Annotated in this window: 13 protein-coding genes; 7 read left to right on the top strand and 6 right to left on the bottom strand. The window is 71.1% G+C overall.

What is annotated here, in order from left to right; genetic code table 11:
* The first annotated feature begins 357 nt into the window (after positions 1-357).
* Positions 358-954, top strand: coding sequence for a ComEA family DNA-binding protein (locus tag D0T12_RS05605; protein WP_158581422.1), 597 nt, complete (start codon positions 358-360; stop codon positions 952-954).
* Positions 955-966: 12 nt separating this feature from the next.
* Here the strand turns inward: D0T12_RS05605 and D0T12_RS05600 are convergent, their stop codons facing one another.
* From D0T12_RS05600 to D0T12_RS05585, 4 genes are all read right to left on the bottom strand, one after another.
* On the bottom strand, positions 967-1,920 hold the full coding sequence (locus D0T12_RS05600; protein WP_117398267.1) for a complex I subunit 1/NuoH family protein: 954 nt from the start codon (positions 1,918-1,920) through the stop codon (positions 967-969).
* Positions 1,913-2,479: an NADH-quinone oxidoreductase subunit C gene (locus D0T12_RS05595; protein ID WP_233525861.1), complete on the bottom strand. Its 567-nt coding sequence runs from the start codon at positions 2,477-2,479 to the stop codon at positions 1,913-1,915. The genes D0T12_RS05600 and D0T12_RS05595 overlap by 8 nt, the downstream gene beginning before the upstream one ends.
* Positions 2,476-3,333, bottom strand: coding sequence for an NADH-quinone oxidoreductase subunit B (locus D0T12_RS37510; RefSeq protein ID WP_117398265.1), 858 nt, complete (start codon positions 3,331-3,333; stop codon positions 2,476-2,478). The genes D0T12_RS05595 and D0T12_RS37510 overlap by 4 nt, the downstream gene beginning before the upstream one ends.
* An 81-nt stretch (positions 3,334-3,414) precedes the next feature.
* Entirely contained in the window at positions 3,415-3,786 is a 372-nt protein-coding gene (locus D0T12_RS05585) for an NADH-quinone oxidoreductase subunit A (RefSeq protein ID WP_233525860.1), read from the bottom strand.
* A gap of 360 nt (positions 3,787-4,146) precedes the next feature.
* Between D0T12_RS05585 and D0T12_RS05580 the strand changes: the two genes are divergently transcribed.
* The 5 genes from D0T12_RS05580 to D0T12_RS05555 all read left to right on the top strand — a co-directional run bounded on the left by D0T12_RS05580 (position 4,147) and on the right by D0T12_RS05555 (position 11,865).
* Complete coding sequence (locus D0T12_RS05580; RefSeq protein WP_233525859.1) at positions 4,147-5,226, top strand: hypothetical protein; 1,080 nt, start codon at positions 4,147-4,149, stop codon at positions 5,224-5,226.
* A gap of 729 nt (positions 5,227-5,955) precedes the next feature.
* Positions 5,956-7,176 carry a LolA-like protein gene (locus tag D0T12_RS05575; protein WP_147339406.1) on the top strand — a complete coding sequence of 407 codons (1,221 nt, stop codon included), beginning with the start codon at positions 5,956-5,958 and terminating at the stop codon, positions 7,174-7,176.
* A 528-nt stretch (positions 7,177-7,704) separates the two neighbouring features.
* Complete coding sequence (locus tag D0T12_RS05570) at positions 7,705-9,546, top strand: 2-oxoacid:acceptor oxidoreductase subunit alpha (protein WP_117398260.1); 1,842 nt, start codon at positions 7,705-7,707, stop codon at positions 9,544-9,546.
* A 46-nt stretch (positions 9,547-9,592) separates the two neighbouring features.
* The gene (locus D0T12_RS05565) at positions 9,593-10,657 is read left to right on the top strand and encodes a 2-oxoacid:ferredoxin oxidoreductase subunit beta (protein ID WP_117398927.1); all 1,065 of its coding nucleotides are present in this window, start codon (positions 9,593-9,595) and stop codon (positions 10,655-10,657) included.
* A gap of 536 nt (positions 10,658-11,193) precedes the next feature.
* A complete protein-coding gene (locus D0T12_RS05555) occupies positions 11,194-11,865 on the top strand; it encodes a SecDF P1 head subdomain-containing protein (RefSeq protein ID WP_117398258.1) in 672 nt (223 codons plus the stop codon).
* A gap of 41 nt (positions 11,866-11,906) precedes the next feature.
* Here D0T12_RS05555 and D0T12_RS05550 read toward each other — a convergent pair whose 3' ends face one another.
* Together D0T12_RS05550 and D0T12_RS05545 are read right to left on the bottom strand one after the other, a co-directional pair.
* On the bottom strand, positions 11,907-13,418 hold the full coding sequence (locus D0T12_RS05550; protein ID WP_117398257.1) for an outer membrane protein assembly factor BamB family protein: 1,512 nt from the start codon (positions 13,416-13,418) through the stop codon (positions 11,907-11,909).
* Positions 13,419-13,513: 95 nt separating this feature from the next.
* A complete protein-coding gene (locus D0T12_RS05545) occupies positions 13,514-15,124 on the bottom strand; it encodes an MDR family MFS transporter (protein ID WP_233525858.1) in 1,611 nt (536 codons plus the stop codon).
* 109 nt (positions 15,125-15,233) lie between these two features.
* Here D0T12_RS05545 and D0T12_RS05540 point away from each other — a divergent pair, with 109 nt between their 5' ends.
* A complete protein-coding gene (locus D0T12_RS05540; protein ID WP_117398254.1) occupies positions 15,234-15,827 on the top strand; it encodes a TetR/AcrR family transcriptional regulator in 594 nt (197 codons plus the stop codon).
* The last annotated feature ends 43 nt before the right edge of the window (positions 15,828-15,870 follow it).

Raw genomic sequence — 15,870 nt, 5'->3', positions numbered from 1 at the left:
CGTTATGGAACGCCGCGTCATCGTTCGCAACGTGACCGCCAGCCCCTTGGCCAGCCCGCCTCCTGGTAGCCGTCCCACGCGCCCCATGATTGCGCAGGATCGTCTCCGGGGGAACGCGGTGGGTGCCGCGTTCGTCGAACCATACGTAGAACCTGTGGGTGGCGCCGGGTTCAGGGGGAGGGACAGCGGGTGAATCCGCATGGAGACCATCTCGGGCGTCGGCCCACGCCCCATCCGTTGGGCGACGTGTGGCAGCCGCCGTTCCCGCGGTCGCCGTTCCAGCCGATGTCCCCCGTTCCGCCGCCTCCCGTGCCCGCGCGGCCAGAGGATACGGCGCGCAGTTTCCTGTGGGCGTCGGTGCCCCTCATCACCCTGGGGTACGGGACGCCGTTCTCGTTCCTCTACGCGGCGATCCGGCAGAAGTCGGTGGGCCTCGGCGTGACCGCGGCCGGGTACGGCGCCGGGACGGCCACCGTCCTGATGCTGATGCAGTTGGGCAGCCCGGTGTTCTTCGTCCTCGCCGGATTCATCGCGATCATGCTGTGGATCGCGGGCACCGCCCACGCGTTCGCCGTCCGGACGTCGGTGTTCCCGCGGGGCGTGCCGCGCAGCCGCCTCAACGAGCACGCCGTCAAGATCGCCAAGTATCGGCGGGAGCTGCGCGAGCAGGCCCGCGCGCTGGCCGCCGAGGACCCGGCGCTCGCCCGCGAGTTGCGGATCGGCCGTCCCGACATGCCCCGCACCTACGACGACGGCGGTCTCGTGGACGTCAACTCCGCGCCGCCGCAGATCCTCGCCGCGCTGCCCGGCATGAAGCCCGAGTTCGTGGAGCGCATCGTCCGCCGCCGCGAGGAGCAGGGCGGTTTCGTGTCCGCCGAGGAGATGGCGGTGGACGCCGACCTCCCGCCGGACGTCCTCCCCGCGATGGCCGAGTTCACCCTCTTCCTGAGGTGACGCCCCGGGCCCTCAGAGGACGACCTTCAGCACGCCGGTGAGGGCGAGCTGCGCCAGCGACAGCGGCACCAGCCACGCCCAGGCGAGTTTCTGCAACTGGTCCTCGCGCATCCGCGGATAGCTGACCCGCAGCCAGATCACGCAGAACGCCAGCGCGCCGACCTTGAGCATCGTCCAGAGCCAGCCGAGTTCGGTGTCGAGGAACGGGCCCTTCCAGCCGCCGAGGAACAGCACGGCCGTCAGCCCGCACAGCACGACGATCCCGGCGTACTCGGCCAGCAGGAACAGCGCGAACCGCAGCCCGCCGTACTCCGTGTACGGGCCGAAGATGATCTCGGAGTCGGCGACCGGCATGTCGAACGGCGGGCGGCGCAGCTCGGCGAGGCCCGCGACGAAGAACACCACGGCCCCGACCGCCTGCCACGGCAGCCACCACCAGCGCCACTCCTCCACGACGCCCTGGAGCGACAGGGTGCCCGCCGCCATCGCCACCGACGAAGCCGCGAACACCATCGGCAGCTCGTACGACATCAGCTGTGCCGCGACCCGCATCCCGCCGAGCAGGGAGTACTTGTTCGCGCTCGCCCAGCCCGCCATGATCGCGCCGATGACGCCGACGCCCATCACGGCCAGCGCGAAGAAGATCCCGGGCCCGAGGTCGAGGGCGACCTGCCCGCCGGGCCCGATCGGGATCACGAGCAGGACCAGCAGATACGGGACGAGCGCCACGCCGGGGGCGAGTTTGAACACCCACTGGTCGGCGTCGCGCGGGACGACGTCCTCCTTCTGCGCGAACTTCACACCGTCGGCGACGAGCTGCGCCCAACCGTGGAAGCCGCCCGCGTACATCGGGCCGAGACGGCCCTGCATGTGGGCCATGACCTTGTGCTCGGCCTGCCCGATCAGCAGCGGCAGCAGCGCGAACGCGGCGGCGACCAGCGCCAGCTTGACGACGACCTCAAGCATGGGGACCCCAGTCATCCGGCACGCCGGGCGGGCGGACACGGCGGCGGCTCGGCGCGCCGTGCCCCGACTCGCCCGGTTCCTTGGCGCCCGGCCACGGCTTCGCGACGCGGGCGGCGAGCACGAAGTCCTTGCGGAGCGGGTGGCCTTCGAACCCGTCCGGGAGCAGCAGCGGGACGAGGTTCGGATGGCCCTCGAACAGCACCCCGAACATCTCGGACGTCTCCCGTTCGTGCCATTCGGCCCCCCGGTACACGCCGGTGGCCGTGGGCAGCACGGGCGCCCGCTTCGGAACACGCGTCCGGATCAGCAGATGGTGGCGGCGTTCCAGCGAGTACACGTGGACGACGACGGCGAAGCCCTCGTCGAGTTCGTCCACGCCGGTCAGCCAGTCGAAGTAGCCGCAGGACAGGTCGTCGCGGGCGAAGGTCAGCGCGTCCAGCCAGTGCTCGGGCGGCACACCGACGGCGCGGCCGCCGAACGTCTCCTCCGTGGTGATCTCGTCGCCGAAACGGGCCGTCCACGCCTCGGTCAGGGCCTGCGCGGCCGGTTCGGGGCTCACCGGTCGCGTCCGATCTCGTCGTCGTGGCCGTCTTCGGCCAACCCCGGGATGATCGACGGATCGTGCTCGTTCCGGTCGGCACGGTCGGGCGTCCCCTCGTCCTCGACAGGTGGGACGGGCTGGGTGACGTCCTCGGTCGGACGGACCACCGGCGTCTCCCGCGTCGGCGCTTCGGCCGTGCTCTCCTCCGCGGGCGGCTCTTCGGCGGGCGACTCGTCGGCGAGCGGTGGCGGCAGCGGCCGGGTCTCGCCCGCGTCCGGAGGCGGCTGGACGGGACGGCGCAGCACCGTGGCCGAGAGCGGACGCGGCGCGGGCGGCGGAGCGACCGGTTCGCCCCCCACCCCGTTCGACGGGGCGTACCGGTCGCCGAGCGACTCACCGGCGATCTTGTCCTGGAGGCGGACGATGCCGTGCAGCAGCGCCTCGGGACGCGGCGGGCAGCCCGGCACGTACACGTCCACCGGGATGATCTGGTCGACGCCCTTCGTCACGCAGTACGAGTCCCAGTACGGCCCGCCGCAGTTGGAGCAGGCGCCGAACGAGATGACGTACTTCGGTTCGGGCATCTGCTCGTAGAGGCGGCGGACGGCGGGCGCCATCTTGTCGCTGACGGTGCCGGAGACGACCATGAGATCGGCCTGCCGGGGGCCGGGCGCGAACGGGATGACACCGAGCCGGATGAAGTCGTGCCGGCTCATCGACGTCGCGATGAACTCGATGGCGCAGCAGGCCAGGCCGAAGTTGAAGACCCACAGCGAGTAGCGGCGGCCCCAGTTGAGCACGAACTTGACGGGCTTCGGCGCCAGCCGCGACAGCGGTCCCACGCTCGGCGGCGGTAGATCGATGGTGCCCACGAGAGCATTGTTACAGTCCCGCGCGGTCTGGGCAGAGGCCCGGCCGGATCAATCCGAACCGGCTCGGATCGCCGGACCGGGTCAGACCCAGGACAGCACGCCCTTCTTGCCCGCGTAGGCCAGGCCCGCGGCGAGGAACGCGAGGAAGACGAACATCTCGCCGAGCGTCGTGGCCCCGTAGCCGGGCGCGGAGAACACCGTCGCCCAGGGGAAGAGGAAGACCGCGTCCACGGCGAACACGACGTACAGGTAGGCGAAGACGTAGTACCGGACGTACGAGTGCGCCCAGTTCTCCCCGACGGGGTCGACGCCGCACTCGTAGGTCGTGAGCTTCTCGGCGGTGGGACGGTGCGGACGCAGCATCCGGTTCGCGGTGAGGCCGCCGCCGACGATTCCCGCGCCGACGAGGAGGAGTACGACAACAACGACATACGTGTCGAAATAGTTATGCACCGAAACCTCCTCGCCTGCGTCAGACCAAGTATCCCCGCTCAACGGCGTCCGGGGGAGTGTGACCATGTACCTCCACATCGGAGGCGCGCGATGTCACGGTTTTACTGCACACTAGGTTAGGCATTGGGGTCAGTTGACCTGGAAGGACGTGACCAGATGAGCAACCCTCCACCGCCACCGGGGTGGGAGAACCCGGGCGGTGCCTCCTGGCCGCCTCCACCCCCGCCCGCAGGTCCGGGCGGACCGGGCGTCCCCGGTGATCCGGGGGGCGTGGGAGGCCCGGGCGGACCGCCTCCGCCCGGAGGTTTCGGCGGGCCCGGAACACCCCCGCCGTTCTTTCCGCCGCCGCCCGGCGCCCCGATGGGCCCGGGAATGCCGCCGCCGCGGCGCGGTGGCGGCGGCGCGCTGATCGCGGCGCTGCTCGGCGGTGGCCTGGTGATCCTGGTCATCATCGGCGTCGTGGTGTTCGTCATCGCCGCGAACGGCGGCAAGACGCCGGAGGAGAAGCTGACCGCCGCGGCGACCAGCATGTCCGCGGCCCGCGCCGTCGGGCTCAAGGGCACCCTCGGCGGCACCGGAACGCTGACCGGTGAGCTGAACGTCACCCGCGGCGGCCGCGCGACCGGACCCGTCACCTGGAACGGCGACCGCGTCACCATCCTGTCCACGGACGGCAAGCTGTTCGTGAAGGCCGACCAGACCTACTGGAAGCGGGAGATCTCCGGCAGCGACGAGGCGTTCTACCTCACCTCGGGTGAGCAGTGGGGTCGCCTGGACGCCGACGAACTCAACATCGATTTCAAGCAGCAGCTGTCCCCCACGGCGCTGGCGAGCGCGATCCGCTCCGCGCGGACGTCGCGGATCAAGCCGCTGAAGACGACCTGGCAGGGCGAGAAGGCGCTGAAGTTCAGCACGTTCTCGTCCACCATCTACATCAGCGACGAGGACGACGCGGAGCTGCTGCGCTACGAGGCCACCACCCCGCGCGTGCGGGTGGACGTGACCCCGAAGAGCGCGGGCGACGCCTCGTCCATCGTCTCGCAGATGCGGACGAGCATCGGCGAGCTGAAGGACTCCTTCAACGGCTCGGCGCAGCCGAGGGTCGCCGAGTGGAAGCGCGGCGGCTGCAACGGCGACGCCGGCTGCACGGTCGAGGCGAAGATCCGTCCGCCGTACGACGTGGACACGCCCGTCACGATCGACGTCCGGTTCCGGATCACCGCCGGCACGCTGACCGGCCGTGACCTGGGCGACTGCACGACCCGGATCACGATCAGCAGCTCCCTCCCGCAGTGGGCGAGCTGCCGGGTCACCAGCGCCGCCTGGCGGAGCTGGGCCAAGGGCACGGGCGGAACGTTCTACAAGCACGCCTCCTACAAGGTGATCGGCGCCACGCCCGAAGAGGTGTCGGCGATGCAGAACGGGCTCGACAGCGAGTAACCCGACAGCGGATCGGACACCACAGGCCCGGCGGCGCCGCCCCCCGACGTGGGGGTGGCACCGCCGGGCACCCTTATGCTCAAGGAGCGCCCTCCACGGCCGACGGCTTCCCCTTATGCCGCAGAGCATCCGCCGGCCTACCCCCGGGGAGGACGCCGTCGACATCCCCTGCCTGGTGCCTGACGGTCGGGTCCGATGCGCGGACCCCGGAAGTGAGCAGAGTGATCCCCAGTGAGCGCTGAACAGGACGGGCCGTCACCGGCCCACTCCCCACCGCCGCCCGAGGCCGGCCCCCCGTTCCCGCCCTACCTCCAGCCCCCACCCCCGGGCACGGGAGCCGGGAACCCGATGCCAGGCCCGGGCCCAGAGCTGGGACCAACCACAGCACCGGGGACAGGAGCGGGAGCAGCGTCGGGCATGGGGGCGGCTTCAGAGACGGGACGAACAACGGGCCCGAACCCAGTTATCGGACCGGGCCCGGGACCAAACGCAGCACCAAGACCAGGGGCAGTGCCGGGCATGGGCGCGGCTCCAGGGACAGGACGAACAACGGGCCCGAACCCAGTTATCGGACCGGGCCCGGGACCAAGGCCAGCACCAGGGCCGGGACCAGGACTAGGAGCGCCGGGACCAGGAGCGGCTCCAGGAACGGGATCAACGACAGGACCGAACCCGGTTCTCGGGCCGCGAGCGGGGACAGGGCCGAACACGGTGCCGAGCACCGGGCGGGTGCCTGGTGCGGGAGTCGGGTCGGGTCTGGGCGTGTGGGCCGGTACGCGGAAGGGGCGGCTGGCGATCGTGGCGGGAGCGGCGGCCGTCACGGTGATCGTGGGCGCGGTGGTGGCCGTGGCGCTGTCCGGCGACGAGGAGCCGGCCGACAGGCCGGTGTCGCCGACGCGGGCCGCGGCGCCGCCCGCGTGGTCCGCCGCGGCGGGCCGGTGGCTCAGGTCCGGGACGGGCATGCGCTACGACGGGACCATGACCGTGGGCGGCAGGCCCGTCCAGGCGCATCTGCGCGTCACCCCGGCGGGCTCGGCGACGGGCACGCTCACGGCGGGTGTGCTGAGGGCGGACGTCGTCGCGGTCGACGGCGTCACCTACCTCAAGGCGGGCCCGGTGTTCTGGCGCGACTACATCGGAGAGACGCGCCACCCGGACTACTACGCCGGACGGTGGTCCAAGGCGCCAGCGTCCCTACCCGGCTTCGACATCCCGGGCGTTCTCGGCCCGAAGGCCATCACCGAGGCGCTCACCAGGGCGTCGGCGAAGGCGCCCACGGAGGACGTGAACGGCGTCCCGGCGTACCGGGTCGAGACGGCGGGCGCCGGTTACCTGCTGTCGAAGGCCGCGCCGCACCGGCTGCTGTCCGTGCGGCCCGCCGGGCGGCACGCGCCGAGGTTCGCGGCGGCGCCGGTGGTCGCGCCGGGGACGTTGTTCGCCGAGCTGCGCCCGCGCGTCGCCGGACTCGGCGGCGCCGCCGACCCGGGGCTGCGGTTCCAACCCGGGAGGTTGACGTTCCACAACTGCGACCGCAACACCAACGGCTGTACCGTGAGCGTCCCGGCCACACTGTCATCGCCTTCCGGCAAGGTGCCGTCCGGCGCGCGGGCGGCGCTGCGGGCCTCCATCACGTCCCAGGGCAGGCCGCTCGGGGCGTGCCGGACGTCGGAACCGGTCACGGCCGGCCAGTCCCTGACGCTGCGCTGCACGGTCACGAGCGGGCTGTGGCGCCGCTGGGTGCGCAGGGCCCTCGACAACCCCGGCTCCTACCCGTACGAGGCGACGGCGCACGTCATCGGGGAGGCGGTGGGTGTGAAGGACGTCCCGAAGCTGCTCTCCCTCGTCGACCGTGAGCGCCGTGCCGTCCTCAGGGCGAAGTCGCGGACGCCGGGGCCCACCGGGGCGTCGCGACCGGACGCCGCGCGGTCCGCGCCCCCGCCCAGTCCGTAGAACGGACCGGCTCGGACGTGCGGGGCGGTGCCGTCCACGGAAAATCGGGCTGACTACACTCAAGATGTGAACCTCACGCCCCCGGGGAGCCACGGCTCCTCGACCATCCCTGCGCGTCGGCTGGTCAGACGGCTGCACGTCGACCTGTGCCGACAGCGCAGCTCCCTGTGTTCCGAGTGAACTGAGGACCCGTTCAGGTCGTACCACCGGGTAGGACCTGCCCGAATCCACGAGACCCGCGTGAACCCCGCACCGAAGTGATACGTCTTGCTTTTACGGGGTCACGACCTCCCTGGAAGCGGGACGTCACATGACGGGCGGAACGGCGGCCGCGGTCCATGCCTCCCATGACCGGCGGCCACCGAGCGACGGACGACGCGGGCCCCACCCTGCCGTCGTCTCGGTGAGCAGTCCGTTCCCGATAACACCATCCGATCCCGGACATACCATGAAGGTAAGCCTAAGTAGCATCACGATCCTGGGTGCCTCCCCCAGGACGGGTGCTGCGCGTCGAGGAGGTCTTCCTCTGTGACCAAACAGGTCCAGCAGCTCGACCGCGTCATCATCCGTTTCGCCGGTGACTCCGGCGACGGCATGCAGCTGACCGGCGACCGCTTCACCCAGGAGACCGCGGCGTTCGGAAACGACCTGTCGACGTTGCCGAACTTCCCGGCCGAAATCCGCGCCCCCGCCGGGACCCTCCCCGGCGTGTCCAGCTTCCAACTGCACTTCGCCGACCACGACATCCTCACCCCGGGCGACGCGCCCAACGTCCTGGTCGCGATGAATCCCGCCGCCCTCAAGGCCAACCTCGGGGACCTCCCCCGCGGGGCGGACCTCATCGTCAACACCGACGAGTTCACCAAGCGCAACCTCGCGAAGGTCGGCTACGCGGCCAGCCCCGTCGAGGACGACTCGCTCGCCGAGTACCGCGTGCACGCGCTGCCGCTCACCTCGATGACGGTCACCGCGCTCGCCGGCTTCGACATCTCGAAGAAGGACGCCGAACGCGCCAAGAACATGTTCGCGCTCGGGCTGCTGTCCTGGCTGTACCACCGTCCCACCGAGGGGACGGTCTCCTTCCTGGAGAAGAAGTTCGCCTCCAAGCCCGAGATCATGAAGGCGAACCTCGCGGCGTTCCAGGCGGGCTGGTCCTACGGCGAGACGACCGAGGCGTTCTCGGTGCAGTACGAGATCAAGCCCGCCGAGCACGAACCGGGCCTGTACCGCAACATCACCGGGAACCTCGCGCTGGCGTACGGGCTGGTCGCCGCCGGTGTGCAGAGCGGGCTGCCGATCTTCCTCGGCTCGTACCCGATCACCCCGGCGTCCGACATCCTGCACGAGATCTCCAAGCACAAGAAGTTCGGGGTGCGAACGTTCCAGGCCGAGGACGAGATCGCCGCCGTGGGCGCCGCGCTCGGCGCCTCGTTCGGCGGGTCCCTCGGCGTCACCACGACGTCCGGCCCGGGGATCGCGCTGAAGAGCGAGACGATCGGCCTCGGCGTCGCGACCGAGCTTCCGCTGCTGGTCATCGACGTGCAGCGGGCCGGGCCCTCCACCGGTATGCCGACCAAGACGGAGCAGGCCGACCTGTTGCAGGCCATGTACGGCCGCAACGGCGAGGCACCCGTCCCGGTCGTCGCGCCGCAGTCCCCGTCCGACTGCTTCGACGCGGCGTTGGAGGCGGCCCGTATCGCGGTGAAGTACCGCACGCCCGTCATCGTGCTGTCGGACGGCTACCTCGCCAACGGCTCCGAGCCGTGGCGGCTGCCGGACGTCGCGTCCCTCCCGAAGATCGAGCCGGGTTTCGCGGCGCCGTCCGACGAGGAGTTCCAGCCGTTCCGGCGCGACCCCGACACGCTCGCCCGGCCGTGGGCCGTCCCCGGCACCGAGGGCCTGGAGCACCGGATCGGCGGCCTGGAGAAGGCCGACGGCTCCGGCAACATCTCCTACGATCCCGCCAACCACGACCACATGGTCCGGATCCGGCAGGCCAAGGTGGACGGGATCGCGAACGACATCGCCCCGCTCGCGGTGGACGACCCGTCCGGCGCGGCGCGTGTGCTCGTGCTCGGCTGGGGCGGCACGTACGGCGCGATCTCCGCGGCCGTCCGCCGCGTCCGCGCGACCGGGCAGCCGGTCGCGCAGGCCCACCTGCGCCACCTCAACCCGTTCCCCGCGAACCTGGCCGAGGTGCTGCGCGCCTACGACAAGGTCGTCGTCCCGGAGATCAACCTCGGCCAGCTCGCGCTGCTGCTGCGGGGCCGGTTCCTCGTCGACGTGATCGGCTACAACCAGGTCCGCGGACTGCCCTTCAAGGCCGAAGAGCTCCAGGGCGTCATCCAGGAAGTGATCGACAGTGAGTGACAACGGCTCGACAGACGGCGCGACGAACGGGAACGGGAACGGCGCCGTGAACGGCGGTGCCGAGGGGAACGGGAGGTCGCTGCTCTCGCTGGTCCCGAAGACCGACGTGAAGCAGACCCTGAAGGACTTCAAGACCGACCAGGAGGTGCGCTGGTGCCCCGGGTGCGGTGACTACGCGATCCTCGCGGCCGTCCAGGCGTTCCTGCCCGAGCTCGGGCTGCGCCGGGAGAACATCACGTTCGTCTCCGGCATCGGCTGCTCGTCGCGGTTCCCGTACTACATGAACACCTACGGGTTCCACTCGATCCACGGCCGCGCGCCCGCGATCGCGACGGGGCTCGCGACGTCCCGTCCGGACCTGTCGGTGTGGGTGGTGACGGGGGACGGCGACGCGCTGTCCATCGGCGGCAACCACCTGATCCACGCGCTGCGCCGCAACGTCAACCTGAAGATCCTGCTGTTCAACAACCGCATCTACGGGCTGACGAAGGGCCAGTACTCCCCCACGTCGGAACTCGGCAAGATCACCAAGTCGACGCCGATGGGTTCGCTGGACGCCCCGTTCAACCCGCTGTCGCTGGCGATCGGCGCGGAGGGCACGTTCGTCGCCCGGACCATCGACTCCGACCGCAAGCACCTCCAGTCGGTGCTGCGGGCCGCCGCGCAGCACCGCGGGACGGCGCTCGTCGAGATCTACCAGAACTGCAACATCTTCAACGACAACGCGTTCGAGCCGTTGAAGGACGCGTCGGTCCGCGACGACGTCACCGTCCGGCTGGAACACGGCGAGCCGATCGTGTTCGGCGCCGCGCGGGACAAGGCGCTGCGCAGGTCCGCGTCCGGCTCGTTCGAGGTCGTGCGGGTCGCGGACGTCGACCCGGCCGAGATCGCCGTGCACGACGCCCACAACCCCGACCCGTCGATGGCGTTCGCGCTGTCGCGGCTCGACCAGCCGGCGTTCACGCACACCCCGATCGGCATCTTCCGCGACGTGGACCGTCCGTCCTACGACGAGCTGATGCAGGGGCAGCTCGACGAGGCCGCCGCGACGCAGGGCGCGGGCGACCTCGCCGCCCTCCTCGGCAGCGGCGACACCTGGCGGATCGACTGACGCCACCTTCGTCGCGGCCCGGTCCCGGTTCGTCCGGGGCCGGGCCGGTCTCGTCGCGACCGCATTGAGGCGCCCCGAACAGGGCACGAATCCTCTCGTGTGGGGGCCGGTGCGGGACGGCGCCGCGTCCTGAAAGACTGTCGGGACAACGCGACCGGGAGGTGACGATGAGGACCAATCCGCGGCGCAACAAGGGCCGTCGGCGCAAAAAGGACGCCGCGTCGCCTCCCCCTTCCCTACCGGCCGTGGACCCGGCCCAACCGCCCTACCAGCCACCTGCGGCGACTCAGCCGCCCGGCCCCAAACAGCCGCCCGGCGCAAAGCAACCCCCCGGCCCAAAGCAACCCCCCGGCGCCATGCAGCCGCCCGGACCCGTGCAACCACCCGGACCCGTGCAACCACCCAAACGGGTGCGACCACCGGGCGTCGTCCCCCCTCCCGGCGCGGCCCGCCGACCGGTGACACCGACGGCCGTCCTCCCCACGGCCCCACCCACGGGAACCAAGCCCACCGGCCCGGCGCCGACCACACGTCCCATGGCGCCTCCCTCCACGGCCGCCGAGGAGGCGGCGCGGCGGCGCGAGCGGTTGGCGGAGCGGCGGCGCGCGGCGGCGGAGGCGAAGCGGAACCGGGCGGCGCTGCGGGAGCGGCGGCCCCGCCCCTACGGCGCGGCCGTGCCGCCCGCCACGGCCGCCGACCAGCACCGTTCGGCCCTGCTGGTCATGGTGTTGACGCTGGGACTGCTGATCGCGACCGTCGCGGTGACCGGCGCGCTGATCGCCTCCTCGATGCGAACGCGACCGGTGACCCTGGCGGCGCCGCTCCAGATCTATCCCGTCACGCAGGCGACGCCTGGGCAGTGCCCGACCGGGACGCGGGGCATCACCGGGCAGTTCGGCGCGGGGCCGATGTGCTACCGGTTGGCGCAGGGCATCGCGATCCACAAGGTCGCGGACATGCGCGTCCAGAAGTCGCGGATGCGGCAGGGCGGCTACGACGTCGCGGTCACCCTCAGGACGGTCGACCGCGCCGCGTTCGCCGACCTGACCCGCGCCACGGTCGGCCGCGACCTCGCCTTCGTCGTCCGGAACCGGCTCATCACACTCCCCCGAGTCGACATGGCGATCAACGACGGCAAGATCGTCGTGACCGGCCCACCCGACCGCGCGTCCGCCAACCGCCTGATCCGCGCCCTCAAGGGCCGTTGAGCGGGGCGGCCTCGTCCTCCCGGCGGAGCCGTTCGCGTTGGTCAGGGGTGGGGGATCAGCCTTAGGGGGTGGTAGGGAGTGCGGCCTGAGGAGGCGGCGACCATCAGGCCGGGCGGGGCGGGGAGGATGTGTGCGCGGGAGTCGTTCCAGCGGGACGGAACGACCGCCGACGTGCGTTCCTTGCCCGTGGACGGGTCGAACGAGCGCAGTTGAAGCGTGCTCACGTGGGACGTGAGCGTGAAGACGTTCGTACCGTCGAAGGCGATGGCCGCGATCGTGTTACGGCTTTTCTCGCTGGTCCACAGCAGGCGGCCGTCGCTGAGGCGGTAGCCCACCAGGGTGTATCCGCCCGCTTCGGCGCGGGCGACGGCGACGAGGGTGTCGCGGGCGACGACGATCTTCCGGGTCGGGACCGCCGACACGAACGCCCGGTCGTGGGTGTCGATGATCCGGTCGGGGTCGTCGGTGGGGACGGTCGCGGTGACGCGGCCCTGGACGTCCAACGCCATCAGAGATTTCCTGCCCCGGGTGTCGGACTCGCGCACCGCGACCACCAGCGGGGCGACGTTGGCGAGGTCGACGGTGGCATTGCCGACCACCTGGAGGTCCGTCTTCCACAACTCGCGTCCGGTCGCCGGGTCGAGGGCGCGGACGAACTGGCTGAAGCCGACCGGCGGCATGCGGGGGTCACCCGGCCGGGTGCAGCGCTCCCCCACGAGGATCTGGGTGGGCGTCCCGGCCACCCACTGAAAGGCGCAGCCGTCGAGCTTGTGCTCCGACCGCCAGAGCGTCTTGCCGTCGCGGACGGTGAAGCCCCCGATGGTGTCGTTCGTCCGGTAGACGCCCGTGGTTCCGGCGATGGCGAGGGAGTCGGCCTCCTTGTCGAGCGACGGGCGGCCCGCCGGGAGGGTCAGGGTCCAGAGCGACCTGCCGGTGGCGGTGTCGATCGCGTTGATCGAGGCGCACTGGCCGGAGCCGGGTTCGTGGGCGATCAGTCCGATGCCCTGGTCGGCCGTCCGGGTCATGGCGCAGAGGGTGTCGCGGCGGGGCAGGACGGAGTGCCATGCCCGCCTGCCGGTTCCGGCGGCGTAGGCGGTGAGGCCGTCGAAGGTGCCCCGCACCACGAGGTCACCGGAGACCCAGATGCCCTCGGTGTCGGTGTCGGAGCCCCGGTCGTGCGGCGCCGACCAGGCGAACTTCAGCGTCGGCCCGTGAACGACGTCGAACAGGAGCCAGCCGGGGTAGACGCAGACAGCCGCCGCGACCAGTCCGGCGATCCAGGCATGGCGCCGCGCCTTGTACAGCGTGTAGCAGGCCAGCGGTACGAGGATCATCAGCGGAAGGAAGGACAGGGCGAAGATCAGGCCCCAGTGGTTGGGGCAGGGGCCGCGCCGCGTCCCGCAGGAGCCGCCGGACTCGGCGCCGAGCGCCATGAAGTCCCTGACCAGCAGGGTCAGCAGCAGCCCGCAGACGGCCGCCGCGACCCACCCGACGACCGCGAACCTGATCGCGCTCGGTCGCCTCTTCTTCTGCTTCTTCTGCGCACGCGTCATCCCCGCCGCCCCTCCCACCCACCTGACCAGCGACGGGAGTATCGCATGAAGACGTAAAGATCACATGGTTACCGGCAAATCGCCGAACGACGGAACTATCGGCTGAGGGAGCCGCCCGGCGGGCTCACGCCGTCCTGCACGGCTTCGGGGACGTCGTTCCGCGTGACCGGCTTTCCGCGTAGAGGGTGTTCCTTCATGGCGAGGACGGCGAGGAAGCCGACGACGGCGATGGGGATTCCGGCCAGGAAGACGGTTTCCAGGGAGCTGGTGAAGGCTTCTCGGACGATGTCCTTGACGGTTTCGGGGAGTTGTTGGATCTCGGCCGGGGAACCGCGCAGGGCGTCGTCGGAGGAGCCGGGAATTCCGGCGGCGCGGAAGCCGGAGGCGATTTCCGAAGTGACCCGGTTCGTAAGGATCGCTCCGAAGGCGGCGACGCCCATCGCGCCGCCGAGGTTGCGGAAGAACGAGACGCCCGACGTCGTGGACGCCAGGTCGGCGGGCGCGGCGGCGTTCTGCGCGGCGAGGATGAGGATCTGCAAGGTCAGGCCCATGCCGATGCCGAGGACGGCGAGGTCCACGCCGATGAGCGTGTTCGAGGAGTCGGTGTGCAGCCGTGACAGCAGGAACATCGCGATGCCGATGCACAGCGTCCCGACCACCGGGAAGATCTTGTAGCGGCCGGTCCGGGTCACGATCTGGCCGGAGCCGGTGGCGGTGATCAGCATGCCGATGACCAGCGGCAGCGTCATCAAGCCTGAGGCCGTGGGGCTCATGCCCTTGACGATCTGGAGGTACTGCGGGACGTAGATCAGCACGCCGAACATGGCCGTGCCGATGCAGATCGAGCCGAGTGAGGCGAGCACGAAAGTCCGGTTGCGGAACAGCCAGGGCGGCAGGATCGGGTCGCGGGCGCCGCGTTCGGCGACGACCGCGAGCAGGAGGAGCGCGACGGTGACGCCGACCAGCGTGTACGTCCAGGCGGAGTGCCACGGGAACTGCTTGCCGCCCATGGACAGCAGCAGCATCAGGACGGCGGCGCCGCCGGTGATCGTGACGGCGCCGAAGACGTCGACGCGGGTGTCGCGGCGCACTCTCGGCAGCGTCAGGACGCGTTGGATGACGAAGAACGCGATGACGGCGAGCGGCACGCAGACGTAGAAGCACCAGCGCCAGCCGAGCGCGTCGGCGTCCACGATGAAGCCGCCGACCAGGGGCCCGGCGACGGTCGCGACGCCGAACACGGCGCCGATGAAGCCCGCGTAGCGGCCACGCTGCCGGGGCTCGACCACGTCCCCGAGGATCACCTGGGAGAGCGCGGACAGGCCGCCGGCGCCGAGGCCCTGGCCAGCGCGGGCCGCGATGAGCTGGCCGATGTTCTGGGACAGCCCCGCGCCGATCGAGGCGACCACGAAGAGCAGCAGGGCGGTCTGGAACATCAGTTTGCGGCCCGCGATGTCCGACAGCTTCCCCCACAGCGGGGTGGACGCGGTCATGGTCAGCAGGGACGCGCTCGCCACCCAGGACAGTCTGTCCTGACCGCCGAGGTCGCCGACGATCGTCGGCAGCGCCGTCGCGATGACCGAGTTGGACAGCATCGCGGTCAGCATCGCCATCATCAGGCCGGAGAGGAGCTTCAAGATCTGGCGGTTCGTGTACCGCGGCGCGGTTCCTACCGGGTCGTACGCCGCCACGCTCGCCTGAGCCACCCTGCCCCCATGGTTACCTGTGCTTTGCATGTATATTATGTAGACGCTTGTTTACTCCGCAACCCGGCCGGGCTGGACACCGAGGCTGACCGGTCGTCAGGATGTGACGATGCAGGTCAAGGACGAGACCGAGCACATCCGGCCGAAACGCGACCGGGAGGCGACCCGGCGGCGCATCCTGGCCGCCGCCCGCGACCTGTTCGGCGAGCACGGCTACGACGGCGTCACGGTCCGCATGATCGCGGCGCGGGCCGAGGCGAACATGGCGCTGGTCAACCGGTACTTCGGTTCCAAGGCGGCGCTGTTCGGCGAGGTCCTGGCCGGGGAGTCCACGCTGCGCGAGGTCGTCGCCGGCGATCCGGACGGTCTGCCCCGCCGGCTCGCCGAGCACTTCGTCCGGCAGACCGACCAGCGGTGCGGCACCCCCATCTCGCGGATGCTGGACCGGTCGGCCGGACATCCCGAGGTCAAGGAGATCCTGCTCCGCCATCTGGAGGACGTCTTCGTCGGGCCGCTGGTCGCGCAGCTGGACGGCCCGGACGCCCGCGCCCGAGCGCTCCTGGCGGGCACGGTCCTCATGGGCGTCGGCTCCGTCCGCCGCGTCCTCGGCCTCGACGATCTGCGCGCCGCCGACCCGGCGGAGCTCACCGACCGACTCACCACCATGTTCACCGCCGCGCTCGCCGCGCCCTCCGACCGCTGAGACCTTCCGGCTCCCTCCCCTGACCCGGCACCCGGGTGACCCA

Source organism: Actinomadura spongiicola, assembly GCF_003432485.1.
In the GTDB taxonomy this organism is placed as follows: domain Bacteria; phylum Actinomycetota; class Actinomycetes; order Streptosporangiales; family Streptosporangiaceae; genus Spirillospora; species Spirillospora spongiicola.
Note: the sequence above shows the minus strand (reverse complement) of the source record. Positions and strands in the feature narration are given on the sequence as shown.